General features: G+C 73.2%; 20 protein-coding genes. 17 read left to right on the plus strand and 3 right to left on the minus strand.

Annotated features, from left to right (window positions below):
- Nucleotides 1–80: 80 nt before the first annotated feature.
- Complete coding sequence (locus OOT42_RS09650; protein WP_273654639.1) at nt 81–1,886, minus strand: hypothetical protein; 1,806 nt, start codon at nt 1,884–1,886, stop codon at nt 81–83.
- 455 nt (nt 1,887–2,341) lie between these two features.
- Here OOT42_RS09650 and OOT42_RS09655 point away from each other — a divergent pair, with 455 nt between their 5' ends.
- The 3 genes from OOT42_RS09655 to OOT42_RS09665 all read left to right on the plus strand — a co-directional run bounded on the left by OOT42_RS09655 (nt 2,342) and on the right by OOT42_RS09665 (nt 6,158).
- Nucleotides 2,342–3,409 carry an Rv2578c family radical SAM protein gene (locus tag OOT42_RS09655; protein ID WP_273654640.1) on the plus strand — a complete coding sequence of 356 codons (1,068 nt, stop codon included), beginning with the start codon at nt 2,342–2,344 and terminating at the stop codon, nt 3,407–3,409.
- A 170-nt stretch (nt 3,410–3,579) separates the two neighbouring features.
- Entirely contained in the window at nt 3,580–5,358 is a 1,779-nt protein-coding gene (aspS, locus tag OOT42_RS09660) for an aspartate--tRNA ligase (protein WP_273654641.1), read from the plus strand.
- The gene (locus tag OOT42_RS09665) at nt 5,355–6,158 is read left to right on the plus strand and encodes a GNAT family N-acetyltransferase (RefSeq protein ID WP_273654642.1); all 804 of its coding nucleotides are present in this window, start codon (nt 5,355–5,357) and stop codon (nt 6,156–6,158) included. The genes aspS and OOT42_RS09665 overlap by 4 nt, the downstream gene beginning before the upstream one ends.
- Nucleotides 6,159–6,243: 85 nt before the next feature.
- On the opposite strand, the gene OOT42_RS09670 is transcribed toward OOT42_RS09665, so the two are convergent.
- Nucleotides 6,244–8,487, minus strand: coding sequence for an MMPL family transporter (locus tag OOT42_RS09670; protein ID WP_273654643.1), 2,244 nt, complete (start codon nt 8,485–8,487; stop codon nt 6,244–6,246).
- A gap of 71 nt (nt 8,488–8,558) precedes the next feature.
- On the opposite strand from OOT42_RS09670, the gene OOT42_RS09675 reads away from it, so the two are divergent.
- The 9 genes from OOT42_RS09675 to OOT42_RS09715 all read left to right on the plus strand — a co-directional run bounded on the left by OOT42_RS09675 (nt 8,559) and on the right by OOT42_RS09715 (nt 18,940).
- Nucleotides 8,559–9,935, plus strand: a complete 1,377-nt coding sequence (locus OOT42_RS09675; RefSeq protein WP_273654644.1) for a replication-associated recombination protein A — start codon at nt 8,559–8,561, stop codon at nt 9,933–9,935.
- 228 nt (nt 9,936–10,163) lie between these two features.
- Complete coding sequence (rpsD, locus tag OOT42_RS09680) at nt 10,164–10,790, plus strand: 30S ribosomal protein S4 (protein WP_013771170.1); 627 nt, start codon at nt 10,164–10,166, stop codon at nt 10,788–10,790.
- Nucleotides 10,791–10,961: 171 nt separating this feature from the next.
- Nucleotides 10,962–11,330 carry a DUF948 domain-containing protein gene (locus tag OOT42_RS09685; RefSeq protein ID WP_273654645.1) on the plus strand — a complete coding sequence of 123 codons (369 nt, stop codon included), beginning with the start codon at nt 10,962–10,964 and terminating at the stop codon, nt 11,328–11,330.
- On the plus strand, nt 11,330–11,722 hold the full coding sequence (locus OOT42_RS09690; protein ID WP_273654646.1) for a hypothetical protein: 393 nt from the start codon (nt 11,330–11,332) through the stop codon (nt 11,720–11,722). The genes OOT42_RS09685 and OOT42_RS09690 overlap by 1 nt, the downstream gene beginning before the upstream one ends.
- A gap of 103 nt (nt 11,723–11,825) precedes the next feature.
- The gene (alaS, locus tag OOT42_RS09695) at nt 11,826–14,504 is read left to right on the plus strand and encodes an alanine--tRNA ligase (RefSeq protein WP_273654647.1); all 2,679 of its coding nucleotides are present in this window, start codon (nt 11,826–11,828) and stop codon (nt 14,502–14,504) included.
- 1 nt (nt 14,505) lies between these two features.
- Nucleotides 14,506–15,069, plus strand: coding sequence for a Holliday junction resolvase RuvX (gene ruvX / locus OOT42_RS09700; RefSeq protein ID WP_273654648.1), 564 nt, complete (start codon nt 14,506–14,508; stop codon nt 15,067–15,069).
- 7 nt (nt 15,070–15,076) lie between these two features.
- Nucleotides 15,077–16,282 carry an endolytic transglycosylase MltG gene (gene mltG / locus OOT42_RS09705; protein ID WP_273654649.1) on the plus strand — a complete coding sequence of 402 codons (1,206 nt, stop codon included), beginning with the start codon at nt 15,077–15,079 and terminating at the stop codon, nt 16,280–16,282.
- The gene (locus OOT42_RS09710) at nt 16,275–17,138 is read left to right on the plus strand and encodes a shikimate dehydrogenase (RefSeq protein ID WP_273654650.1); all 864 of its coding nucleotides are present in this window, start codon (nt 16,275–16,277) and stop codon (nt 17,136–17,138) included. The genes mltG and OOT42_RS09710 overlap by 8 nt, the downstream gene beginning before the upstream one ends.
- Nucleotides 17,139–17,266: 128 nt before the next feature.
- On the plus strand, nt 17,267–18,940 hold the full coding sequence (locus tag OOT42_RS09715) for a GspE/PulE family protein (protein WP_273654651.1): 1,674 nt from the start codon (nt 17,267–17,269) through the stop codon (nt 18,938–18,940).
- A gap of 182 nt (nt 18,941–19,122) precedes the next feature.
- Here OOT42_RS09715 and OOT42_RS09720 read toward each other — a convergent pair whose 3' ends face one another.
- A complete protein-coding gene (locus OOT42_RS09720) occupies nt 19,123–19,404 on the minus strand; it encodes a hypothetical protein (RefSeq protein WP_273654652.1) in 282 nt (93 codons plus the stop codon).
- Here OOT42_RS09720 and OOT42_RS09725 point away from each other — a divergent pair.
- From OOT42_RS09725 to OOT42_RS09745, 5 genes are all read left to right on the plus strand, one after another.
- Nucleotides 19,403–20,749 carry a type IV pilus twitching motility protein PilT gene (locus OOT42_RS09725; RefSeq protein WP_273654653.1) on the plus strand — a complete coding sequence of 449 codons (1,347 nt, stop codon included), beginning with the start codon at nt 19,403–19,405 and terminating at the stop codon, nt 20,747–20,749. The two genes, OOT42_RS09720 and OOT42_RS09725, sit on opposite strands and share 2 nt — an antisense overlap.
- Nucleotides 20,749–21,978 carry a type II secretion system F family protein gene (locus OOT42_RS09730; protein WP_273654654.1) on the plus strand — a complete coding sequence of 410 codons (1,230 nt, stop codon included), beginning with the start codon at nt 20,749–20,751 and terminating at the stop codon, nt 21,976–21,978. Before OOT42_RS09725 ends, OOT42_RS09730 begins: the two co-directional genes overlap by 1 nt.
- Before the next feature lie 181 nt (nt 21,979–22,159).
- Complete coding sequence (locus OOT42_RS20230; RefSeq protein WP_337251893.1) at nt 22,160–22,552, plus strand: prepilin-type N-terminal cleavage/methylation domain-containing protein; 393 nt, start codon at nt 22,160–22,162, stop codon at nt 22,550–22,552.
- A 114-nt stretch (nt 22,553–22,666) separates the two neighbouring features.
- Entirely contained in the window at nt 22,667–24,568 is a 1,902-nt protein-coding gene (locus OOT42_RS09740; protein WP_273654655.1) for a prepilin-type N-terminal cleavage/methylation domain-containing protein, read from the plus strand.
- Entirely contained in the window at nt 24,565–25,338 is a 774-nt protein-coding gene (locus tag OOT42_RS09745; protein WP_273654656.1) for a prepilin-type N-terminal cleavage/methylation domain-containing protein, read from the plus strand. Before OOT42_RS09740 ends, OOT42_RS09745 begins: the two co-directional genes overlap by 4 nt.

The raw sequence follows: 25,338 nt of genomic DNA on the forward strand, positions 1-25,338 counted from the left end.
TCCGCGCGTCGTCGTGGCGCACGGACCGCGCCGGGGTGGGCACGGACCGCGGCGTCGTCGTGCGCGGCGGCCCGTCCTCGTCACCAGACGCGCTCGACCGCGTAGGCGAGCGTGTCGTCGCGGAACGTCACCTCGTAGACCGCGGGGCCCTGCGACATGGGCGTGCGCGGGCCAGCGGGCTCGGCCGTCCCGTCGCCGCCCGCGTCGCCGAACGTGACGGTGCCCGTGCCGTCGGTGTCGAACAGCAGCGCCTCGTCGGGGTGCGCGCCGAACGGCATGGTGAGCCGCCACGTGTGGTCGGCGACCAGCACCATCGGCACGGGGGCCCACCCGGTGCTCGTGCCGCGCAACGTCATCGTCGGGTAGGTGCTCGCGTAGGCGCCGCCGACGACCGTGCCGAGCTCGACGCGCACGACCGCACCCGCGGGCCCGACCGACTCCGTCCGGACGGACACCCCGGCGGCGGCGTCCGTGAACGTCCGGCCGACCTGGAGCGCTGCGTCGTCGTGCCCGTCGCCGGGCGTCGTGTCGACGAGCGAGGTGCCGGCGTCGGTGGCCCGGCGGATCTCGACGCCGTTCATGAGCGCCGGGTAGCGGCTGACCTTGGCGTCCCAGGCCTCGCCGTACGGCTGCCGCAGGTCGAGGTCGTAGTACTCGCCGGACGGCAGCGGGACGCGCAGGTCCTGCGCCTGGTCCGTCGGCGTCTCGGACGGCGCGAGCGTGTACGTCCCGGACGCGGTGACGGTCGTGACGCGCGACGGGGGGATCCAGCCGAGGCGGGCCTTGTAGTTGGCGGAGAACTGCATCTGGTTCCAGGTGTCGCCCATGGCGTCGAACGGGTCGCCGTACTCCTGCACCGCGCACGAGCCGCCGGGCTCCTCGACGGGTGTCGGACGGCCGTCGGCGGCGGTGCAGACGAGCGCGTTCGCGTGGTTGAGCCCGAGGTTGTGGCCGAGCTCGTGCTGCGCGACCGCGCGCGTCCCGCTGTCGCCCGCCCAGAGGTTCACCGACGCCTGCCCACCGATGGAGGCCCACCCGCCGTACCAGCAGCCGCGGTCGGGGGAGTCGAGCACGAACGCGACATGGTCGTAGCCGGTCAGGTCGAGGCCGGCCGCCTGCGCCGCGTCCGTCCCGGCCGACGCCTCGCCCCAGCAGCCGGTGTCGGCGGGGATCTCGAGGTAGCCGAAGACGTCGCCGTCGGGGCGGTCGCGGCCGCGCAGCTCGAGCTGCGACCACGAGCTCTCGCGGAAGTACGCCGCGACCGAGTCCGGCGCGGTGAAGAAGGCGTGGCGGGCGTCGTCGGCGGTCACGGGCTCCGTGCCGGTGGGCCCGAGGCGGAGCAGGACCACGGCGACCGTGCGGGGGGCGTCGGCGGCCGTGGCGGGTGCGGCGGAGAGCGTGCGCACGGCCGTGCCCTCGAAGGTCGCGCTCGCCTCGCCGACGTCGGGTGCGTCCGCCGACGGCGTTCCGGTCACGCGCACGCGCTGGCCTGGTGCGACGCCGTCGAAGAGGCCCGCGTCGCCGTCGACCTGCACGCCGGTGCCGTCGGCGAGCCGGACGAGGTCGTGGGTGTCGTCGGGCACGCCCGCTCCCGTCGCGGCGCCGGACGCGGCGCGGTCGGCGGGTGGGGTCGCCGCGCCCGCGGGCCCGGCGAGAGCCGGGTCGACGGGTGAGGGCAGCGGCGGGTCGGCGTGCAGGCGTTCGTAGGTGCCGGTGAGACGTCCGTCGTCCGTCGTGGCGGCCGTGGCGGGCGGGGCGACGGGGGCGACGACGAGGAACGCGAGGATGCCCGCTGACGCGAGAGCGGTGCGGAGGCGTGCCGCGTCACGACGGCGGCCTGACGGTCGTCCGGTGCGGAGGGTGGCGCTGGCCCGGTGCTGGCGCATGGGAGTGCTTCCGTTTCTCGAGACGTCACGGGCATGGCGTGGGCGGCGGTGGCGGCGCGACGGGACGCCGGAGCCGACCGCGTCGACGGGTGCGCCGCGCGGACGGCTTCGGTGCCGGGAGGCAGGTTGCGAGCGGACAAGGGGCGGTGACTCGTGTCACCGTCCCGGCCGGCACGCGTCGACGTACCGGCTCTCGGTCAGCACGGTGCTCGGGAGCGACAGTGATCTGAGAGCGCTTCCACGGCGCCCCGCGGGAAGTCTTCCGACGAGCCGTGCGCCCGGTCAAGGGGCAGACCAGGCTTTTCCGGTACAGACACGACGTGGCGCGAGCCCGACGTCCAGACGTGCGCCGGCAGGCGTGCGGGCGATCCTCGTCGGACGCCGCGCGCCGCGCGGATCGCTCGCGCCGGGGCGCGCCGGTTGACGCGGCCTCGAACACGTGTTCGACTGGCGTCGTGCGATGGGACGGGCAGCGGGTGGCGCCGGGGGAGGACACGTCCACCCTGCCCGGCCTCGCGCTCGCCAACCTCGTCCGCACCGTCCGTACTCCGGAGTTCGCGGGCGTGACGTTCCACGAGGTCCACTGCCGCAGCGCGCTCAACAAGGTGCCGGCCGCGTCGCAGATGCCGTTCCGCTGGACCGTCAACGCGGTGCGCGGGTGCCTGCACGCGTGCACGTACTGCTTCGCCCGCCCGACGCACGAGTACCTCGAGCTCGGCGCGGGCCGCGACTTCGAGACGCAGATCGTCGTCAAGACGAACGTCGTCGACGTGCTCCGCGCCGAGCTCGCGCGCCCGTCGTGGCGGCGCGAGCACGTCGCGATGGGCACCAACACCGACCCGTACCAGCGCGTCGAGGGCCGCTACCGGTTCATGCCCGGCATCGTCGACGCGCTCGTCCACCACGGCACGCCGCTCTCGGTGCTCACCAAGGGCACGCTGCTGCGGCGCGACCTGCCGCTGCTCGCCGACGCCGCGCGCCACGTGCAGGTGGGGATCGGTGTCTCGCTCGCGGTCCTCGACGAGCAGCTCCAGGCCGAGCTCGAACCGGGCACCCCGACGCCGCGGGCCCGCCTCGAGCTGATCCGCGCGGTCCGCGACGCCGGCCTGCCCTGCGGGGTCATGGTCGCCCCGGTCCTGCCCTGGCTCACCGACTCGACCGAGCACCTCGACGCGCTCCTGGCGGCGCTCGCGGACGCCGGCGCGTCGGGAGTCACGATCCTGCCGCTGCACCTGCGCGGCTCCGTCAAGCCGCTCTTCATGGCCTGGCTCGGCCGGTACCGCCCGGAGCTCGTCCGGCGGTACGACGAGCTCTACGGCGCGGGCGCCTACACGCCCGACGGGTACGGCCAGTGGCTACGCGACCGCGTGGCGCCGCTGCTCGTGCGGCACGGCTTCGGGGACCCGTCGGGTCACCGCGCGGGACGCGCCGCGATGCGCGACGGCGCGTACCCGGTGGGCTCCCTGCCCCGCGTGACGCCCGAGGTCGCCGTCCCCGGGGTCGCCCAGCCGACGCTCTTCTGACCGCGACGGTGCGCTCGTCCCGGCAGAGCGGGCGTCCTCGTCGTCGCCTCCCGGCCGGTGCGGCGGTCGCGGGCGCCGGGAATGCCGGAGCCGCGGGACGTGCCGCGCCCACTAGGATCGAGCGGGCGCCCGTCCGGCGCTCCCACCCGTCGTCGAGCGAAGGAACACCCGTGCTCCGCACCCACCAGGCCGGCTCGCTGCGAGCCGAGCACGTCGGCACCACCGTCACCCTCACGGGCTGGGTGGACCGGCGCCGGGATCACGGCGGCGTGGCGTTCGTCGACCTGCGGGACGCGTCGGGCATCGCCCAGGTCGTCATCCGTGACGAGGCGGTCGCGCACGGCCTGCGCGCCGAGTACGTGCTCCAGGTGACGGGCGAGGTCGGTCGCCGGCCCGAGGGCAACGAGAACCCGCACCTCGCGACCGGCGACATCGAGCTGGTCGCGCACGACGTGGTCGTCCTCAACGAGGCCGCGCCGCTGCCGTTCCAGGTCTCGTCGTCGCTCGACGAGACCGTCGGCGAGGAGGCGCGCCTCAAGCACCGCTACCTCGACCTGCGCCGCCCGGCGCCGTCGCGGGCGATCCGCCTGCGCGCCAAGGTCAACCAGGCCGCCCGTGCGGTCCTCGACGCGCAGGACTTCGTCGAGGTCGAGACCCCGACCCTCACGCGCTCCACCCCTGAAGGTGCCCGCGACTTCCTCGTGCCCGCGCGCCTCGCGCCCGGCTCCTGGTACGCCCTGCCGCAGTCGCCGCAGCTCTTCAAGCAGCTGCTCATGGTCGCGGGCCTCGAGCGCTACTACCAGATCGCCCGCTGCTACCGCGACGAGGACTTCCGCGCCGACCGGCAGCCGGAGTTCACGCAGCTCGACGTCGAGATGAGCTTCGTCGAGCAGGACGACGTCATCGCGCTCGCGGAGCAGATCCTCGTCGCGCTGTGGCGCCTCATCGACGTCGAGCTGCCCACGCCGATCCGCCGCATGACGTTCGCGGACGCGATGGCCCGGTACGGCTCCGACAAGCCGGACCTGCGGTTCGGCCTCGAGCTCGTCGAGCTCACCGAGTACTTCGCGAGCACCCCGTTCCGCGTCTTCCAGGCGCCCTACGTCGGCGCCGTCGTGCAGCCCGGCGGGGCCGCCACGCCCCGGCGCGGCTTCGACGCGTGGCAGGAGTGGGCCAAGCAGCGCGGCGCCAAGGGTCTCGCGTACGTCACGGTCGGCGAGGATGGCGAGCTCGGCGGCCCGGTCGCCAAGAACATCACCGACGACGAGCGTGCCGGGCTGGTCGCGGCGACCGGCGCGTCGCCCGGCGACGCGATCTTCTTCGCCGCGGGCAAGCCGTCCGAGGCGCGCGCCCTGCTCGGCGCCGCCCGGCTCGAGATCGGTCGCCGCGGCGGCCTGATCGACGAGAAGGCGTGGGAGCTCGTCTGGGTCGTCGACGCGCCCTTGTTCAAGCCCACGGGCGAGGACGACGACGTCGCGGTCGGCGGCGGCGCGTGGACGGCCGTGCACCACGCCTTCACCTCTCCCACGCCCGAGTGGCTGGACCGGTTCGAGCAGGACCCGGGCAACGCGCTCGCGTACGCGTACGACATCGTCTGCAACGGCAACGAGATCGGCGGCGGCTCGATCCGTATCCACCGCCGCGACGTGCAGGAGCGCGTGTTCGAGGTCATGGGCATCGGGCAGGAGGAGGCGCAGGAGAAGTTCGGCTTCCTGCTCGACGCCTTCCAGTTCGGTGCGCCGCCGCACGGCGGGATCGCGTTCGGCTGGGACCGGATCGTCGCGCTGCTCACCGGCAGCGAGTCGATCCGCGAGGTCATCGCGTTCCCGAAGTCCGGCGGGGGCTACGACCCGCTCACGGCCGCGCCCGCGCCGATCACGCCCGAGCAGCGGCGTGAGGCCGGCGTGGACGCGCAGCCGAAGGCCAAGCCCGACCAGCCGGAGGCGTGAGCGCGCTGCTCGCGCGGCTGCCCGCCCGGTGGCGCGCGCACCGCGCGCTGCTGGGCGGCGACGGCCGCTGGGACGAGGCGCACGTCGTCGGTGACGACGAGGCTGTGCTGCTCGCGACGCCGTCGGGCACGGGCCCGAGCCTGTTCGGGCTCGGCGAGGCCGGGCGTGTCGGCGCCCTGCTCACGCGCGAGGTCGTCGCCCTCGGGTCCGGGTCGCTGCTGGACCGTGCGGGGCTCGTCGAGCGCGCACGCTGGCTGACCGTCCCGCGGGGGACCACGATCCCGCCCGACGCGCTCGCGGTGCTGCGCCTCGCACCCTTCTCGACGTGGGACTGGCTCGCGGCCGACGCCGCGCCCGCCAGCGCGGCCGTGGACCCGCGCGTGGTCCGCCTGGACCCGACCGGTGACGCGGACGCGATCCGCGCGTGCCTGGCGACGGCGAACCCCGCCACGTCCGCGGACCCGACTCGCCCTGGCGAGGCCGGCTGGTGGGGTGTGACCGGACCGGAGGGTCTCCTCGGAGTCGTCGGCGCGTCCGCCCGCGGCGGGGACGGCGGACGACCGGCGTCGTGGCACCTGCACGGGCTCGGGGTCCTGCCGGACGCACGCGGCGCCGGGATCGGGACCGCGCTCGCGGCGGCGGTCCTCGTGGAGGGCCTGGCGGCCGGGTGCGCGTTCGTGTCGCTCGGCATGTACGCCGACAACGTGCGGGCGCGGCGGGTGTACGAGCGGCTCGGGTTCCGCACCGAGCTCGAGTGCGCGTCGTACGGGCCGCACGGCGCGGACCGTCCCGCGCCCTGAGCCGGGGTTCCGGCCACCGACCCCGGCCGCCGACCGTCGGGCGCCACGGGGTACGCACCACCGGGCGGTGCGCCCGGGCGACGGTTCAGTGGTGCAGCGGCAGCCGCTCGTGCACCCGGCGCAGGAAGCGCGGCGCCCACCAGTTGGCGCGGCCGAGGATCGTCATGGTCGCCGGCACCAGGAAGAGGCGGACGAGCGTCGCGTCGACGAGCACGGCGACCGCGAGCGCGAAGCCGACCTCCTTGATGACGAGCAGCTTGCCCGCGACGAAGCCGGCGAACACGACGATGACGATCGCCGCCGCGGACGTGATGATCCGCCCGGACCGCTGCAGGCCGACCCGCACGGCCTCGTCGTTGGGGCGGCCCTCGTCGACGAGCTCCTTGATCCGGGACAGCAGGAAGACCTCGTAGTCCATCGCGAGGCCGAACGCGAACGCGACGACGAGCGCGACGACGTACGTCTCGATCCCGCCGGTCGGCACGAAGTCGAGCACGCCGGTGAGGTGCCCGTCCTGGAACACCCACACGAGCACGCCGAGGGACGCGGCGAGCGACAGCGTGTTGGTGAGCAGCGCCTTGACCGGGACGACGACCGACCCGGTCATGAGGAAGAGCAGGAGCAGCGTCGCGACCGCGACGACGCCCGCGGCGACGAGCGCACGCTCCGCGACGGCGGCGGTGAAGTCGATCTGCCCGGCGGCCTGGCCTGTGACCCAGGTCGGGAAGCCGGGGTCGAGGTCGCGGATCTCCTCGACCGCCTGGCGCGCGGTCGCGTCACCCGGGTCGTCGGTGTCCGGACGGACCCCGACGACGACGTAGGAGCCGACGGTCGTGGGCGGGTCGACGCTCGCGACGCCGTCGACGTCGGCGAGCTCCTGCGCCCAGGCGGTCGCGTCCTCGAGCGTCGTCTCCGCGACGACCGTGATGCCCGGCGTCGTCGCGGCGGGGTAGCTCTCGCGGAGCGTCTCGACGTACTCGCGCTGCGCGGACCCGATGGGCAGCAGCTCGGTCGTGGAGTTGCGGAGCTCGATGTGCGCGAGGGGGAGGGCGAGCAGGCCGAGCACGGCGAGCGAGCCGAGCATGACCCACCACGGGTGCCGCTGGACGCGTGCTGCGAGCCGCGAGAAGGCGCCGTCCTCGGTCTCGACGTCGGCGGTGCGCCGCAGGATGCCGCGCAGCCCCGGGATCCGGGACAGGATGCTGGGGCGCACGATCCGGCGGCCGAGCAGCGTGAGCAGCGCGGGCACGAGCGTGAGCGCCGTGAGCACCGAGATGAGGACGACGGTCACGCCGGCCGCGCCGAACGCGCGCAGGATCGGCGGCCGGAACACCAGCAGCCCGGAGATCGCGATCGCGACGATGAGCGCCGAGAACGTCACGGTCCGCCCGGCGGTCGACATCGTGCGCTCGACCGCCGCGAGGACGGCGCCGTCGCCGCGCCGCCGCCGGCTGCCCGCACCGTCGTCCACGTCGACGAGGTGGTGCAGCTCCTCCCGGAAGCGCGACACCATGAGCAGGCCGTAGTCGATCGAGAGGCCCAGCCCGAGCACGGTGACGACGTTGACGACCGACGAGTCCAGGTCGAGCACGTAGGAGAACGCGAGCAGCGACGCGAGCGCGCCCGCGATCGACGCGACCGCCCCGGCCATCGGCAACCCGGCGGCGAGGAACCCGCCGAACACGAGCACCATGACGAGCAGCGCGACCGGCAGCGCGATCGCCTCGCCCGTGCGCAGGTCCGTCTCGACCTGGTCCGTGATCGCGCGCACGATGAGCGTCGTCCCGCCGACCATGCCGCTCGCGTCGGGCGCGACGTCGGCGAGCTCGCCGGGCACGGCGCGCAGCGCGTCGACGGCTTCGTCGTGCGCCGCCCGCTCCTGCTCGCCCGTGAGGTCGGGCGCGAGCTCCACCACGACGAGGAACCCGTCGCCGTCGCGCGCGACCAGCGGCGCCGCCGCCGGGTTCTGCACGCCGCCCGGCAGCGCGAGCGGGTCGATCACGCTCGCGACGCCGTCGATCCCGGCCAGGTCCTCGCGCAGCGGCGCGAACGCCTCGGCGACCGCGGGGTCCGCCGGGTCGACGCCGCTCACCGCGAGCGTCACCGACGGGCCCGTCGTCGACGCCTCGTCGAGGATGTCCTGCGCCGCGACGCTCTCCGACCCCGGCACACTCGGCGCACCCGTCGACAGCCGGTCGAAGAGGTTCTCCCCGTGGACGCCCAGCACCGCGAGCGCGTACCCGGCGATCGCGAGGACCAGCCAGACGACGACGGTCAGGCGCGGGTGGTGGGCGACGGCGCGGCCGAGACGGGCGAACACGCGGGTCATCGTCGCAGGTGCACCCGGGCTCGCGCACGCACGGTTCGGGTGACGTCGGCGCGCGTGCGTACCCTGCCCGCATGGACCTGTTCGACACCGCGACGGCGACCACGGCGGGCGTGCCCGCCGTCGCCCCGGGCGCGCCCCTCGCCGTGCGGATGCGCCCGCGCACGCTCGACGAGGTCGCGGGCCAGGAGCACCTGCTCGTCGCGGGGTCGCCGCTGCGGCGGCTCGTCGAGCCGGCCAACGACGCCGCCCGGCGCGCCGCGCCGTCGTCGGTCGTGCTGTGGGGTCCCCCCGGCACCGGCAAGACGACGCTCGCGTACCTCGTCGCCACCACGTCCGGCCGTCGGTTCGTCGAGCTGTCCGCCGTGACCGCGGGCGTCAAGGACGTGCGCGCCGTCATCGACGACGCCCGCCGCCGCCTCGCGACCGACGGCGGCGAGACCGTCCTGTTCATCGACGAGGTCCACCGCTTCACCAAGGCCCAGCAGGACGCGCTGCTGCCCAGCGTCGAGAACCGCTGGGTCACGCTCGTCGCCGCCACGACCGAGAACCCGTCGTTCTCCGTCAACTCCCCGCTGCTGTCCCGCTCGCTGCTGCTCACGCTGCAGCCGCTGAGCACCGAGGACGTGCGCCGGCTCGTCCGCCGGGCCGTCGAGGACGAGCGCGGCCTCGACGCCGCGGTGCTCCTCGTCGAGGACGCCGAGGAGCACCTGCTGCGCCTCGCCGGCGGCGACGCGCGCAAGGCCCTCACGATCCTCGAGGCCGCCGCCGGCGCCGCGCTGTCCGGGACCGTCCCGGACGAGGACGACGGCCCCGCGCTCGTCGACCTCGCGACCGTCGAGCGCGCCATCGACACCGCCGCCGTCCGGTACGACCGCGACGGCGACCAGCACTACGACGTCATCTCCGCGTTCATCAAGTCGATGCGCGGCTCCGACGTCGACGCCGCCCTGCACTACCTCGCGCGCATGGTCGCCGCGGGGGAGGACCCCCGGTTCATCGCCCGGCGCATCGTCATCGCCGCCGCCGAGGACGTCGGCATGGCCGACCCCAGCGCCCTGCAGACCGCGGTCGCCGCCGCGCAGGCCGTCCAGATGATCGGCATGCCCGAGGGGCGCATCGTGCTCGCCGAGGCCGTCGTGCACGTCGCGACCGCGCCCAAGTCGAACGCGTCCTACAACGGCATCAACGCGGCGCTCGCGGACGTGCGCGCGGGGCGCATCGGGTCGGTGCCGCCGCACCTGCGCGACGCGCACTACGCGGGTGCGAAGGGTCTCGGGCACGGCAAGGGGTACGTGTACTCGCACGACGAGCCGCACGGCGTCGCGGCGCAGCGGTACCTGCCCGAGGAGCTCGAGGGGTCGCGCTACTACCGCCCGACGGACCGCGGCTTCGAGCGGCAGGTGACCGAGCGCCTCGACCGCATCCGCGCGATCCTCGACGAGGCGTGACGCCGCTCGTCCGCCGGCGGGGATTTGGGGCGACGCGCGCGGGCCGGTAGTCTTGTCAGGCTCGTCACCGGGCAGTGCTGACGCGGACCTGGTCCGCGTCATCCGGACGGTGACCATCCTGGGGCCTCAGCCGCCGGTCACCTCGCGTGACCACCACAGGTCGGCCCCACCCCGCCGGAAGACCTTCCGCTCGCGGGTGTGATCGAGACGACGACAGGAAGTAACTCTGTGAGCAGTGTGACCCGTTCGCGCCGCCAGGTCCGCCTGAGCCGCGCCCTCGGCCTGGCCCTCACGCCGAAGGCCGTCAAGCACTTCGAGAAGCGCCCCTACCCGCCCGGTGAGCACGGCCGCGCGCGTCGCCGCACCGAGTCGGACTACGCGGTGCGTCTGCGCGAGAAGCAGCGTCTGCGCGCCCAGTACGCGCTGCGCGAGAAGCAGCTCGCCCGCGCCTACGAGGACGCCCGCAAGGCCCCGGGCCTGACCGGTGAGGCCCTCGTCGAGAACCTCGAGACGCGTCTCGACGCGCTCGTCCTGCGCTCGGGCTTCGCGCGCACGATCCTCCAGGCCCGCCAGGTCGTGGTGCACCGCCACATCCTCGTGGACGGCAAGATCGTCGACCGCCCGTCCTTCCGCGTGAAGCCCGGCCAGACCCTCCAGGTCAAGCCGAAGAGCCAGGCCACGACGCCGTTCCAGGTCGCCGCCGCCGGTGCGCACCGCGACGTCCTGCCGGCCGTCCCGGGCTACCTCGACGTCCAGCTCGAGAAGCTGAGCGCCGTCCTCGTCCGCGCCCCCAAGCGCGCCGAGGTCCCGGTGACCTGCGAGGTCCAGCTCGTCGTCGAGTACTACGCGCGCTGACCCACGCCACGCCGAACGCCCCGCTGCGCCCACCGCGCACGCGGGGCGTTCGCGTCTCCGGGCCCGGGGCGTCGAGCCTGCGGTCGCGGCGCGTCCCGGTGCGGGTGCGGGGCGCGTTCGTGGGTAGGGTTTCCGCGGGGTCCGTCCGGGCCCCGGACTGGGAGGGGTGGCATGTCGGCTGGTGACGTCGCGGGGCTCATCGCGGCCGCCGCGTTCGTGGGGCTCGTCGCGTTCCTGGCGGTGCCGCTCGTCAAGCTCGGGCGGACGTTCGACAGCGCGACGGAGTCGATCAAGGAGCTGACGGACCACACGGTTCCGGTGCTGGACGAGACGGCCACGCTGGTCGCGTCGTCGAACGTGCAGCTCGAGCACATCGACACCGTGACGACCGCCGCCGCGCAGGTCTCCGAGAACGTCTCCGCCCTCACGTCGCTGTTCGCCGCGACCGTCGGCGGGCCGATGATCAAGGCTGCGGCCTTCTCCTACGGCGTCCGACGCGCGCTCGCGGGGCTGTCCGCGGGCGCCCGCAAGGGCCGCTGATGCGCCGGCTGGTCTGGGTCGGCGTCGGCGTCGTCGTGACCGTCGTCGTGCTCCGGCAGGGCAAGCGGCTCGTCGACGCGTACGTGCCCGCGGGCGCGACCGAGGTCGTCGACGGCGTGAGCCGGGTCCGGGGGGCGTGGGCGACGGCTCGACGCGAGTTCGCGGCCGGCCTCGCCGAGCGCGAGGAGCAGCTGCGTCAGGACCTCGTCGGGGACGTCGACGTCGAGCGGTTGCGCGCCGAGCGTCCGGAGCGCGTCGAGGCTCTGCGCGAGGCGTGGTCGTCGCGCGGCACCGCGGCACGCGACGCGGCGTCGCAGGAGGCCGTGCGCAAGCGCTGGGCCGAGGGTCCGACCGAGGACCCGGACGACGACGACGGCTACGCCTTCTTCTGACGCACACTGGTTCCCGGCAGCGGGAACACGCGCGGCGCCCCGGGCGCTGCACCCACCACTCCGTCCCGTCCGGGACGGGCACGACGCGACTCACGAGGACACCATGCGCACCGCCGAGATCCGCCAGCGTTGGCTCGACTACTTCGAGGGCCGAGGTCACGCCGTGGTGCCGTCCGCACCCCTGATCTCGCCCGACCCGTCGACGCTGTTCGTCATCGCGGGCATGGTGCCGTTCATCCCATACATGCTGGGCGAGCAGACGCCGCCGTGGCCGCGCGCGACGAGCGTCCAGAAGTGCGTGCGGACCCTCGACATCGAGGAGGTCGGCAAGACCACCCGGCACGGCACGTTCTTCCAGATGAACGGCAACTTCTCCTTCGGCGACTACTTCAAGGAGGGGGCGATCACCTACGCGTGGGAGCTCGTCACCGGGTCGCAGGCGGACGGCGGGTACGGGTTCGACCCCGACAAGATCTGGGTCACGGTCTTCCACGACGACGACGAGGCGGCCGCGCTCTGGAAGAAGATCGCGGGGCTGCCCGACGAGCGCATCCAGCGTCGCGGCATGAAGGACAACTTCTGGTCGACGGGTGCGCGCGGCCCGGCGGGTCCGTGCTCCGAGATCTACGTCGACCGCGGCCCCGAGTTCGGCGCCGAGGGCGGTCCGGTCGTCGACGAGGACCGGTACGTCGAGATCTGGAACCTCGTGTTCATGCAGTACGAGCGCGGCGACGGGGGCGGCAAGGAGGACTTCCCGATCCTCGGCGACCTCAAGCAGAAGAACATCGACACCGGCATGGGCCTGGAGCGGGTCGCGTACCTGCTGCAGGGCGTCGGCAACATGTACGAGATCGACGAGGTGCGCCCCGTCATCGACGGCGCGGTCGAGATGTCGGGCCGCCGCTACGGCGCGAACCACGACGACGACGTGCGCATGCGCGTCGTGGCCGACCACGTCCGATCCGGTCTCATGCTCGTGGGCGACGGCGTGACGCCGTCGAACGAGGGCCGCGGCTACGTGCTGCGCCGTCTGCTGCGCCGCTCGATCCGCGCGATGCGCCTGCTCGGCGTCGACGACCCCGCGCTGCCCGTGCTGCTGCCGATGAGCCGCGACGCGATGAGCGCGTCCTACCCCGAGCTCGCGCGCGACTTCGACCGCATCGCGCAGGTCGCGTACGCGGAGGAGGAGACGTTCCGGCGCACGCTCGCGGCGGGAACGACGATCCTCGACACCGCGGTGCAGGCCGCGAAGGGGTCCGGCGCGACCGTCCTGTCGGGCGACCAGGCGTTCCAGCTGCACGACACGTACGGCTTCCCGATCGACCTCACGCTCGAGATGGCGGCGGAGCAGGGCGTCGCGGTCGACGAGACGGCGTTCCGCACCCTCATGCAGGCGCAGCGCGAGCGTGCGCGTGCCGACGCGCTCGCCAAGCGCGCGGGACGTGCGGACACCGCGGCGTACCAGGAGCTGCACTCCACGCTGAGCGAGACCGCCGCCAAGCCCGTGCAGTTCGTCGGCTACACCGACGCCGAGGCGCGCGCGAAGGTCGTCGGGCTGCTCGTCGACGGTGTGCCCGCGCCCGCGGCGACCGCGCCCGCGGACGTCGAGGTCGTGCTCGACGTGACGCCGTTCTACGCCGAGGCGGGCGGTCAGCAGGCCGACACGGGCGTCATCCAGCTCGACGGCGGCGCGCGCATCGAGGTCGACGACGTGCAGGCGCCCGTGAAGGGCCTGTCGGTGCACCACGGCCGGCTCGTCGACGGCACGGTCGCGTTCGGCGAGACGGGGACGGCGCGCATCGACCTGGCGCGCCGCCGCGCGATCGCGCGCGCCCACACGGCGACGCACCTCGTGCACAAGGCGCTGCACGAGTCGATCGGCGAGGGCGCCACGCAGGCGGGCTCGCTCAACGCGCCGAGCCGGCTGCGGTTCGACTTCCGCTCGCCGTCCGCGACCCCGTCCGAGGTGGTCGCCGAGGTCGAGGCGCGCGTCAACGAGCGCCTCCAGGACGACCTCGAGGTCACCGACTCGGTGATGGCGATCGACGAGGCGCGCGGCCGCGGCGCGATGGCGCTGTTCGGCGAGAAGTACGGCAACGAGGTGCGCGTCGTCGACATCGGCGACGGCTGGTCCCTCGAGCTGTGCGCCGGCACGCACGTCAAGCGGTCCGGCGAGCTCGGCCTCGTCACGCTGCTGTCCGAGTCGGCGATCGGCTCGGGCGTACGGCGCGTCGACGCGCTCGTCGGCGCCGGGGCGTACGGGTACCAGGCCAAGGAGCGCGCGCTCGTCGGGCAGCTCTCGGGCCTGCTCGGCGCGCGTCCCGACGAGCTGACCGAGCGCGTCTCGGCGCTGCTCGGCAAGCTCAAGGACTCCGAGAAGGAGCTCGCGACGCTGCGCCAGGCGCAGGTCCTCGCGGCCGCCGGGTCGATCGCGGACGGCGCGCAGACGGTCGACGGCACGCGGGTCGTGACGTACGACGCCGGCGAGGCGTCGGCCGACGACGTGCGCACGCTCGTGCTCGACGTGCGGTCGCGGCTCGGCGAGTCGGCGCCCGCGGTCGTCGCGGTCGGCGCGGTCGCCAAGGGCCGTCCCGTCGTGGTCGTCGCGACCAACGCGGCGGCGCGCGCGGCCGGTGTGCGGGCCGGTGCGCTCGTGCGGACCGCGTCGGGCGTGCTCGGCGGCGGCGGTGGCGGCAAGGACGACCTCGCGCAGGGTGGCGGCACCGACGCGGCGCGCCTCGGCGACGCCCTGGCGTCGGTCGTCGACGGGCTGCGGGCCTGACGTGGGCCCCGACACCGGCGTCCCCCGCGGGCCCCGGCTCGCGGTGGACGTCGGCTCGGTCCGTGTGGGTCTGGCGGCCAGCGACCCGGACGGCCTGATCGCCACGCCGGTCGACACACTGGCCCGTGACGTGCCCGGACGCAAGGAACGGCGGACGCCCGCGGACGTGGCGCGGATCGTGCACGAGGTGCACGAACGTGGTGCAGCCGTCGTGTATGTCGGACATCCCCGGCACCTCTCGGGTGCCGAAGGTGCCGCATCGGCCGCCGCGCGCGCGTACGCTGTGGGGTTGGCGCAGGCCGTCGCACCCGTACCGGTGCGGCTGGTCGATGAGCGGATGAGCACGGTGACCGCCCATCAGGCGCTGCAGGCGTCCGGCCGATCCGGGCGCCGCCAGCGGCAGGTCGTCGACCAGGCGGCCGCGGTGGTGATCCTGCAGTACGCGTTGGACGCGGAGCGTGCGACGGGACGTCGTCCCGGGGAACCGGTCGACGACGACCGATCCCAGCACGGCCGCACGGCGCACGGGGGGCCTGTGGGCGACGGACGAGCGACGGTGGAGTGACGCGTACGTGAGCAACAGCCAGACCGAGTGGTGGGCGCCCGTGGAACGCGGCGACCAGGCGGCCGAGCTGTTCGGTGGTGACCCCGCCGCGCGGCAGCAGTCGTCGGAGTCGCGCCGCAGCCGTCAGCGGGGCAAGGCGAAGGCCGAGCGGGAGCGCAAGCGTCGTCGGCGCCGGTCGTTCTCGGTGCTCGTCGTCGCGCTCGTGCTCGTGGGCGGCGCCGTCTACGTCGTCTCCGAGCTCATGGGCGGCCTGTTCCAGGGCAGCGGCCAGGAGCAGGCGCTCGAGGACTACCCGGGGCCGGGCGTGGGCTCGACCGAGGTGACCATCGCGTCGGGCGACTCGGGCGCGGTGATCGGCCAGAAGCTCGTCGACGCGAAGGTCGTCGCCAGCGTGAAGGCATTCAACAAGGCGTGGGCGCTCGAGCCGAACGCCGGCAGCATCCAGCCGGGGACCTACAAGCTGCGCATGGAGCTGCCCGCGACGCAGGCGATCGCGGCGCTGCTCGACCCCGCGAGCCGGGCGAGCTTCCGCATCACGATCCCCGAGGGGCTCAACGCCGAGCAGATCTACACCAAGATCAACGAGAAGCTCCCGAACGTGAGCGTCGACCAGCTGCGCGCCGCGGCCGCCGACCCCGCCGCGATCGGGCTGCCCGCCGAGGCCGGCGGCAAGGTCGAGGGCTGGCTGTTCCCGACGACCTACGACCTGCCGCCGGACGCGACCGCCGCGAGCGTGCTGCAGATGATGGTCGCGAAGATGGTCGCCGAGCTCGACGAGCGCGCCGTGCCGGTGGAGCAGCGGCAGGAGCTCCTGACCAAGGCGTCGATCGTCGAGCGCGAGGGCAAGCTGCCCGACGACCGCGCGAAGGTCGCCCGCGGCATCGAGAACCGGCTCGACCGGCAGATGCGTCTCCAGGTCGACGCCACGACCTCCTACGGTCTCGGCGTGGTGCGCGCCCCCACCCCGGCGGAGAACAACGACCCGAACAACGCGTACTCGACGTACGTGCGCATCGGCCTCCCGCCCGGTCCGATCGCGTCGCCCGGCGAGGTGTCCATCGACGCCGTGCTGCACCCGGCCGACGGCCCGTGGATCTTCTGGGTGACCGTCAACCCGGAGACCGGCGAGACGCTGTTCACCGACGACTTCGCGGAGCACCAGGCCAACATCGCGCAGCTCAACGCGTGGCTGGAGGAGCACGGGAGTGAGTGACGGGCCGCTGCGGCGTGCGGCGGTCCTGGGGCACCCGGTCGGTCACTCGCTCTCGCCTGCCCTGCACCGGGCCGCCTACGCGGCGCTCGGGCTGGACGGGTGGGCGTACGACGCGTTCGACGTCACGGAGGAGCAGCTGCCCGCGTTCGTCGCGGGGCTCGACGCGACGTGGGCCGGCCTGAGCCTCACGATGCCGCTCAAGCAGACCGTCATCCCGCTGCTCGACCACGTCGAGCCGCTCGCGCAGGTGGTCGGCGCGGTCAACACGGTCCTGCTCCAGGGGTCGGGGACGGCTCGCACGCTGGTGGGCGCGAACACCGACGTCTACGGCCTGGTCACCGCGCTCGGCGAGGGGCTCGGCGCGGGCGAGAAGGTCGCCTCCGCCGCCGTGCTCGGTGCGGGTGCGACGGCCGCGTCGACGCTCGCCGCGCTCGCCCAGCTCGGCTGCACCACGCCGGTCGTGCACGTGCGCTCGCTCGCGCGCGCCGGCGGGCTCATGCGGGCCGCGCACCGGATGGGCGTCGAGCCGGTGTTCCGGTCGCTCGACGACGCCCCCGCGCTGCTGGGACGTGCGGACGCGGTCGTCTCGACGCTGCCGCCCCGCGCGGCCGACCCGCTCGCCGCGGCGCTCGCCGGCGCGTCCGTCACGGGCGTGCTGCTGGACGCCGCGTACGACCCGCGCCCGACCGCGCTGTCGGTCGCGTGGGCGCGGGCCGGGGGCGCCGCGGTGCCGGGGGAGCGGATGCTGCTGCACCAGGCCGTCGAGCAGGTGCGTCTGATGACGGGGCGTCCCGGGCCGGTCGACGCGATGGCGCGCGCGCTCGAGGAGCGGCTGGAGGGGACCCTCCCGGCCTGACCGCGTCCGGTGCACGGCGACCTGCGACGTTCTGTCACAGTCGTCACGACTCCTCAGGACCGCGCCCCGGTGTGCCGATGAACGGTCAGAGGTCCTGCGCGAGGCAGGCCTGACCTGGAGGTGCGCGCGTGAAGCAGCTGGGCGAGATCCTGCTCGACGAGGGCCTGGTCACCGAGGCGCAGCTCCTGGCCGCGCTGGACGAGACGATGACGCGCGGCCAGTCGCTCGGCCGGACGCTCGTCGAGCTCGGCGTCCTCACCGAGGGCCAGCTCGTCAAGGCCCTCGCGTCGCAGGTCGGCATGGAGTACGTGGACCTCGACGAGTACCCCGTGGACCGTGCCGCGGTGTCGCTCGTGCCCGGCACGCTGTGCCGGCGGTACGTGGTGCTGCCCGTCGCGATCCAGAACGGGGCGATCGTGCTCGCCACGGCGGACCCGGGCAACGTCATGGCCGTCGACGACGTGCGGACCGTGGCGGGCATGCCCGTCGTCCCGGTGATCGCGACGTACGACAACCTCTCCCGCGCGATCGACCGGTTCTGCCGCGCCGACGACGAGATGGAGGACCTGTCCTCGGCGTTCGAGGAAGAGGCCGCCCCGACCGAGACCGACCTGTCGAAGATGGGCGACTTCGTCGACGACGACGCGCCCATCGTCCGCTACGTCAACCTGCTGGTGACGCAGGGGATCACGGACCGGGCGTCCGACATCCACATCGAGCCCACCGAGCACGACCTGCGGGTCCGGTACCGGATCGACGGGGTGCTGCACGAGGTGCAGCGCTCGCCCAAGCAGATCCAGGGCGGCGTCATCAGCCGCGTGAAGATCATGAGCGACATCGACATCGCGGAGAAGCGGAAGCCGCAGGACGGCCGCATGTCCGTCGTGCACAACGGCCGCAAGATCGACCTCCGCGTGGCGACGCTGCCGACGGTGTGGGGCGAGAAGATCGTCATGCGTGTCCTCGACAACTCGACGGCGAGCCTCGACCTGCGCGACCTGTCGTTCCTCGAGCACAACTACGCGACGTACCAGGAGTCGTACACCAAGCCGTACGGGATGATCCTCGTCACCGGCCCGACGGGGTCCGGCAAGTCGACGACGCTGTACGCGACGCTCAACGCGGTGTCGAAGCCGGAGATCAACGTCATCACCGTCGAGGACCCGGTCGAGTACCGGCTCTCCGGGATCAACCAGGTGCAGGTCAACCCCAAGGCCGGCCTGACGTTCGCGTCCGCGCTGCGCTCGATCCTGCGGTCCGACCCGGACGTCGTGCTGCTCGGTGAGATCCGCGACCACGAGACCGCGCAGATCGCGATCGAGGCGGCCCTCACCGGTCACCTGGTGCTGTCGACCCTGCACACGAACGACGCGCCGTCGGCGATCACGCGTCTGACGGAGATGGGCATCGAGCCGTTCCTCGTGGGCTCTGCGCTCGACTGCGTGGTCGCGCAGCGCCTCGCGCGCAAGCTCTGCAGCAAGTGCAAGGCGCCCTACATGCCGACGCCGGGCGAGCTCGAGGCGGCGCGGTTCCCGTGGGTGCCGGGCGAGCCGATCCCCGAGCTCATGCGCCCGGTGGGCTGCGTGACGTGCTCGAAGACGGGGTACAAGGGCCGCATCGCGCTGCACGAGGTCATGCGGGTGACCGAGGAGATCGAGCGCCACGCGGTCGCGCACTCGTCGTCGGCGGAGATCAACGCGACCGCGACCAAGCAGGGGATGCTCATGCTCCGCGACGACGGCTGGCAGAAGGTCGCGATGGGCCTGACGTCGATCGAGGAGATCCTGCGCGTCGTCGCGTGACGCGCGCGTCCCGACCGGCGCGGACCGCTCAAGTCGGGCGGTACGTGCGCCGATGAACCGACCAGGCGCCGAGAGTGCGCCCGCGTGACGGTGCCGTGCGCGACGCGGTGACCATGTGGAGGCAATGACGTGAGCGAGTCCTACCGCCCGCCCGCAGGGGAGCCGACGCGGCCGCTGCCGCCCTACCGCGCCGCCGGGCCGCAGGCGGGGCCCCCGGGATCGGTGCCGTCGGGCCAGCCGACGTACTCGCCGATACCGTCGCAGAGCCCGGGACGCAGCGCGCCCACGCCGCAGGCGGCCCACCCGGCGCCGGGCCTCCCGGCCGCGCCGCCGACCGGCCTGCCGGTCCCCGTCCAGCCGCCGGCCCCCGCGACGTACCAGGCGCCGGGCGCGGCGTACCAGCACGGGCCCGTCGAGCCGGAGTTCACGCCCGCGGGCGTCCCGGCGCCCACGCGCCCGCTCATGACGGCGGTCCCCGGCGCTCCCGGCTCCGGCCGCACGTTCGTGCCGCAGCCGAGCCCCGAGCCGGCGCCCGCTCTGCCGGGAGCGCCCGGGCACGTGCCCGGGCCCGCGGTCCCGACGGCGAAGCCCGCGACGGCCGACGTCGTGCCGCGCGGTGCGCGCGACCGGTCGGCGCGCTCCGGCATGGGGCAGGAGCGTCAGGAGGACGACCTCCAGATCGACGACATCCTCGCCGAGATGGTGCGGCTCGGTGCCTCGGACGTGCACCTGACGACGGGCGCACCGCCCACGGTGCGCATCTCCGGCTCGCTGCGCCCGATCGAGGGTCTGCCGGCGCTCATGCCCGAGCCGCTGCGGCGCGTGCTGTACGCGATCCTCACGCAGAAGCAGCGCGAGACGTTCGAGACGAACCTCGAGCTCGACTTCTCGTACGCGGTGCGTGGCCTGGCCCGCTTCCGCGTGAACATCTACCAGCAGCGCGAGTCCGTCGGCGCCGCGTTCCGCGTGATCCCCTACGAGATCAAGCCGCTCGAGGCGCTCGGCGTCCCGGCCGTGGTCGGCACGTTCGCGGGTCTGCCGCGTGGCCTCGTCCTGGTCACCGGGCCGACCGGCTCGGGCAAGTCGACGACGCTCGCGGCGATCATCGACCTCGCGAACCGCACGCGCGAGGACCACATCATGACGGTCGAGGACCCGATCGAGTTCCTCCACCGGCACAAGAAGTCGCTGATCAACCAGCGCGAGGTCGGCGAGGACACGCACTCGTTCGCGAACGCGCTCAAGCACGTGCTGCGGCAGGACCCGGACATCATCCTCGTCGGCGAGATGCGCGACCTCGAGACGATCTCCGTCGCGCTCACCGCCGCCGAGACCGGCCACCTCGTCTTCGCGACGCTGCACACGCAGGACGCCGCCCAGACGATCGACCGCGTCATCGACGTCTTCCCGTCGCACCAGCAGGCGCAGGTCCGCACGCAGCTCGCGGGCGCGATCCAGGGCGTCGTCTGCCAGACGCTGTGCAAGCGGTCGGACGCGCCCGGACGTGCCGTCGCGACCGAGGTCATGGTCGCGACGCCCGCCATCCGCAACCTCATCCGTGAGGGCAAGACCCACCAGATCTACTCGGCCATGCAGGCCGGGGCGAAGCAGGGGATGCACACCATGGACCAGCACCTCGCCGACCTCGTGAAGACGGGCAAGATCTCGTACGAGATGGGCCTCGAGAAGTGCCACCACGTCGAGGACTACAACCGGCTCACGGGCCGGTTCTCGGGCTCCAGCCAGGGCGCCGCGGGGTTGGGTGACGAGGCGACCATGGGCGCCGGCGCGTTCGGGCAGGCCTTCTGATGGCCGCCGCGAAGACGTTCGAGTACGCGGTCCGGGACAAGTCCGGGAAGATCGTCAAGGGTCGCGTCGAGGCGCCGACCCAGGCGGCGGTGGCCAACCGCCTGCGCGAGATGGGCATGGCCGCGGTCTCGATCTCCGAGGTCTCGACCAGCGGCCTCAACTCCGAGATCAACATCCCCGGCTTCGGCAACAACAAGATCTCGCTCAAGGACCTCGCGATCATGGCGCGCCAGCTCGCGACGATGATCAACGCCGGCCTGTCGCTGCTGCGGGCGCTCGCGATCCTCACCGACCAGACGGAGTCGAAGCCGCTCGCGAAGGTGCTCGGTCAGGTCCGCAACGACGTCGAGGTGGGTGTCGCGTTCTCCGTGGCGCTCGGCAAGCACCCCGCGGTGTTCCCGCCGCTCATGATCAACATGGTCAAGGCGGGCGAGGTCGGCGGCTTCCTCGACGAGGTGCTGCTGTCGGTCGCGTCGAACTTCGAGGCGGAGGTCGCGCTGCGCGGCAAGATCAAGTCCGCGATGACGTACCCGGTCATCGTGTTCATCGTCGCGATCCTCGCGACGACCGGCATGCTCCTGTTCATCGTGCCGGTGTTCGCCGGCATGTTCGAGAGCCTCGGCGGCGAGCTCCCGTGGGCGACGAAGATCCTCGTGACGCTGTCCAACATCGTGAAGTGGACGGCGATCCCGACGGTCGTCGCGATCGTCGTGTTCGCGGTGTGGTGGGGCAAGCACAAGAACGACCGGGGGATCCGCGAGCGGATGGACCCGTGGAAGCTGCGCGTCCCCGTGTTCGGGCCGCTGTTCCGCAAGATCGCCGTGGCCCGGTTCACGCGCAACTTCGGCACCATGATCAAGTCCGGCGTGCCGATCCTGCAGGCGCTCGACATCGTCGGCGAGACGAGCGGCAACCTCGTGATCGAGCGCGCCGCCAAGGCCGTCCAGGAGTCCGTGCGCCGCGGTGAGTCGCTCACCGGACCGCTGTCGCAGCACCCCGTCTTCCCGCCGATGGTCGTGCAGATGATGGCCGTCGGCGAGGACACCGGTGCGCTCGACACCATGCTCGGCAAGGTCGCGGACTTCTACGACCAGGAGGTCGAGGCGACCACGGACCAGCTCACGAGCCTCATCGAGCCGCTCATGATCGTCGTGATCGGCACCATCATCGGCTCGATGGTGATCGCCCTGTACATGCCGATCTTCAGCGTGTTCAACCTCATCGAATGACCGCATCTGGTCCGTCCGAGTGATATCCGCCCGACGTACGACATCGCGGCTCAAGTCCGGCGGGACCACCGCCGATGGCTCGGATGTAGCACCTCGGACCGGTCACCGACCGGGATGGCACTGAACAAGAACTCGCTCGAGACCCTCGGGAGCAGAAGTGATCGCTCGTATCCGCAAGTCCATGGAGCAGAAGGACCAGGGCTTCACCCTGATCGAGCTCCTCGTCGTCATCATCATCATCGGCATCCTCGCGGCGATCGCGATCCCGGTGTTCCTCAACCAGCGCAACAAGGCGCAGGACGCGGCGACCAAGGCCGACGTCTCCACGGTCGGCAAGGAGATCGCCACCTGGTACGTCGACAACCCGGCCGCCACCGCGGTGCCGTTCACGCAGACCGCCACCGAGTACCAGATCGACGGCCAGAAGATCAGCAACCGCTCGGAGAACGTGTCGGTCGCCCTGACCGCCGGCGCGACGGCGACCACGTGGGAGGTCGTCGCCACGAACTCCTTCTCGGGCAACACGAAGACGTACTCCTACTCGGCCGCCAACGGCCTGCAGGAAGTCCCGTGATCCACGGTTGACGGCTCGCCGAAGGCGGGGCGAGGGCGACGCTCTCGTCCCGCCTTCGGGCGTTCCCAGCGTTTTCCTGCGTCAACACCGGCGAGACGACAAGGGGGGTGCTCCGTGGCACCGAGGAGGCGGACGACGGACGAGGGCGGCTTCACGCTCATCGAGCTCGTCGTCGCGATGGTGGTCCTGGGGGCGATGGCGGCCGCGGTCGTCGGGATCCTCATGAACACCCAGAAGGCGGGTGTCACGAACCGGGCGCGCATCGCCGCAGCCAACCTCGCGGCGCGCGAGATCGACCTGGTCCGCCAGGAGTTCGGCGCCACCGACGCAGGCCCGGCGACCCTCGCGGACGCGGGCCTGGTCACCAACCCCCACCCGCTCGACGGCGGCACGGCGGGCCAGCCGCTCGTCGTCGACGGCATGCCCTACACCGTCACCCGCAGCGCCCAGTGGAACATCACCGGCACCGGGGCGTCCGCGTGCGAGGGCGGCTCGCTCGTCGCCTACCCGACGCTCGGCGTCACGGTCAGCGTCACCTGGCCCCACATGGGCTCGGTCCAGCCGGTCGTCAGCACCGCCGCGCTCGCGCCGGACAAGGACACCGGCATCCCCACCACGGACTCGTTCATCGCCGCGAAGGTCACCGACCAGGACGCGGCCCCCCTCACCGGCATCCCCGTCCGCGCGACCAGCGGCAGCACCGTCACCGGCTTCACCGACGCGACCGGCTGCGCCGTCATCCGGGTCAGCCCGGCCACGACCGGGACCTCGTACACCGTCTCGGTGGGCGACGCCTCGTACGTCGACATCTCGGGCACCCCGTCGCCCAGCAAGAGCACCGGCGTCCTCAACCGCGGCTCGATCTACACCGGCGCGAGCTTCTCCGTTGCGCAGCCCGGCTCCGTCACGGTGCGCCTGGTGCGCGCCGACGGGCAGCCGCTGAGCAACGCGGACGTCGCCGGCTCGAAGGTGACGCTCGTGGCGTCCGAGTTCTCCGGCGCGAGCGGCGCGACGCAGCGCACCGTCACGGGCGTGACGACGACCTTCACCGGCATGTGGCCCACGACCTACGGCGCCTACTTCGGCGACGCCCCGCCCGTCGGCGGGTACCCGGTCGTCGACCTCGCACCGGGCTCGAACGTGCAGCTCGACGTCGAGTTCACGATGGCGTCCGTCGTCGTCGGCAACCTGCCCGCGGGCGCGACGCGGATCGTGGCGGTCCCCGCCGGCACGGCGACCACGTGCGCCGCGGGGTCCGGGACGAGCGCCACCGTCGCCGGTCCCACGGGGACGCTGTCGCTCGTGCCGGGCACGTACGACCTGTACGTCGTCGGCGCGACCTTCGCGTGCTCGCCCGGACCGGCCGCGCTCGCGCTCGGCTCCGGGGAGAACAGCCCGGTGCTCTGGGGGACGACGCAGCTGCGGCTGCAGGGCGTCCCGAGCGGCGGCACCGTCTGGGCGGTCGACCGCCGGCTCTCGGGCCTCTCGTCGCCCACGACGTGCCCCACGACGGTCGCGGCGATCGCGCGCAACGTCGACGGTGCGCGCAGCGGGGCGATCGACCTGCCGGCGGGCGACTGGTACGTCTGGCAGACCGCGGGTGCGGTCACCGCCGCGTGCCAGAGCTTCCCCGACCTCATCAACCCGCTCGCGGTCGCCTACGGGACGACCACGACGAAGAGCTGGGCCAGCACGCCGACCTACGCGACGCTGCGCGTCACCGGGATCAGCAGCAACCGCTTCCTCGTCGTGAGCACGTCGACCACGACCTGCTCCGCGACGACGGCGACACCCGTCCCGACGCTCCCGGTCCAGGGACCGACGACGTCGAACAACCAGACGCTCCAGGTACAGGCTCCCCGGCCGACCAGCGGCACGACCGTCTACAACGCCTACATCTGGAACAAGAGCTCGGGGTCGGGCAACCGGTGCAGCTCGATCGGCACGTTCGTCGTCGGACCGTCGTCGGGCACGCTGTCCAAGACGCAGTCGTCGTCCGGGCCGGTGGGACCGTGAGGCGCCTCGGGACGGCCGTCCGGGCGGCGCTGCGCACCCGCGGGCTGGAGGGTGACCGCGGGACGACGCTCACCGAGCTCCTGGTCACGCTGCTCATCTTCTCGATGGTCGTCGCCGCGACGATCACGATGGCGGTCGGCTTCGCACGCACCAACGCGGAGAACATCAGCCGCCAGGACCAGATCGACTCCGCACGCGCGTCGGTCCAGTCCATGAGCCGCGCGCTGCGGACCGCGGTCATGCCCAGCCAGCTGACGAGCACCTGCGTGTCCTGCACGCAGGACGCGTTCGTCGTCGGGCGGGACTACGCCGTGCAGTTCTACGCCAACCTCGACAACCCCGGGAACTCGGTCGGGCCGAGCCGGGTGACCTACTCCATCGCGACGAGCGGTGCCGACGCGGGCAATCTCGTCGAGAAGGTCCAGCGACCCGACTCGAACGTCCCGACCGCGAGCGGGTACCAGTACTGCGACGCCGAGGTGACGGGGGCGTCGGCGGCGTGCCGGGCACGGCTGACGACCCGCGTCCTCGCGCGCGGCGTGCAGGCGGGCACACCCGTCTTCAAGTACTACGACCGGTCGGGCAACCGGATGTCGCCCACGACGGCCGGCGGGACCCTCACCGCGGCCGAGCTCGCGCGCGTCCTCGCGGTCGAGCTCGTCGTCTCCGTGCAGGCGCCGAACGCGACGCGTGCCGACCCGACCACGTACATCCAGCGCATCACGCTCCCGAACGCCCAGGCCGTGCTGCGACAGAGCGAGGAGGACTGA

Origin of the sequence: Cellulomonas fimi, assembly GCF_028583725.1 — a bacterium.
Lineage (GTDB): Bacteria > Actinomycetota > Actinomycetes > Actinomycetales > Cellulomonadaceae > Cellulomonas > Cellulomonas fimi_B.

Coding starts and splice junctions, on each gene's coding strand:
- OOT42_RS09650 (WP_273654639.1), bottom strand. CDS start 1,886: ATGCGCCAGCACCGGGCCAGCGCCACCCTCCGCACCGGACGACCGTCA.
- OOT42_RS09670 (WP_273654643.1), bottom strand. CDS start 8,487: ATGACCCGCGTGTTCGCCCGTCTCGGCCGCGCCGTCGCCCACCACCCG.
- OOT42_RS09675 (WP_273654644.1), top strand. CDS start 8,559: ATGGACCTGTTCGACACCGCGACGGCGACCACGGCGGGCGTGCCCGCC.
- OOT42_RS09685 (WP_273654645.1), top strand. CDS start 10,962: ATGTCGGCTGGTGACGTCGCGGGGCTCATCGCGGCCGCCGCGTTCGTG.
- OOT42_RS09690 (WP_273654646.1), top strand. CDS start 11,330: ATGCGCCGGCTGGTCTGGGTCGGCGTCGGCGTCGTCGTGACCGTCGTC.
- alaS (WP_273654647.1), top strand. CDS start 11,826: ATGCGCACCGCCGAGATCCGCCAGCGTTGGCTCGACTACTTCGAGGGC.
- OOT42_RS09725 (WP_273654653.1), top strand. CDS start 19,403: ATGACGGCGGTCCCCGGCGCTCCCGGCTCCGGCCGCACGTTCGTGCCG.
- OOT42_RS09720 (WP_273654652.1), bottom strand. CDS start 19,404: ATGAGCGGGCGCGTGGGCGCCGGGACGCCCGCGGGCGTGAACTCCGGC.
- OOT42_RS09730 (WP_273654654.1), top strand. CDS start 20,749: ATGGCCGCCGCGAAGACGTTCGAGTACGCGGTCCGGGACAAGTCCGGG.
- OOT42_RS20230 (WP_337251893.1), top strand. CDS start 22,160: ATGGAGCAGAAGGACCAGGGCTTCACCCTGATCGAGCTCCTCGTCGTC.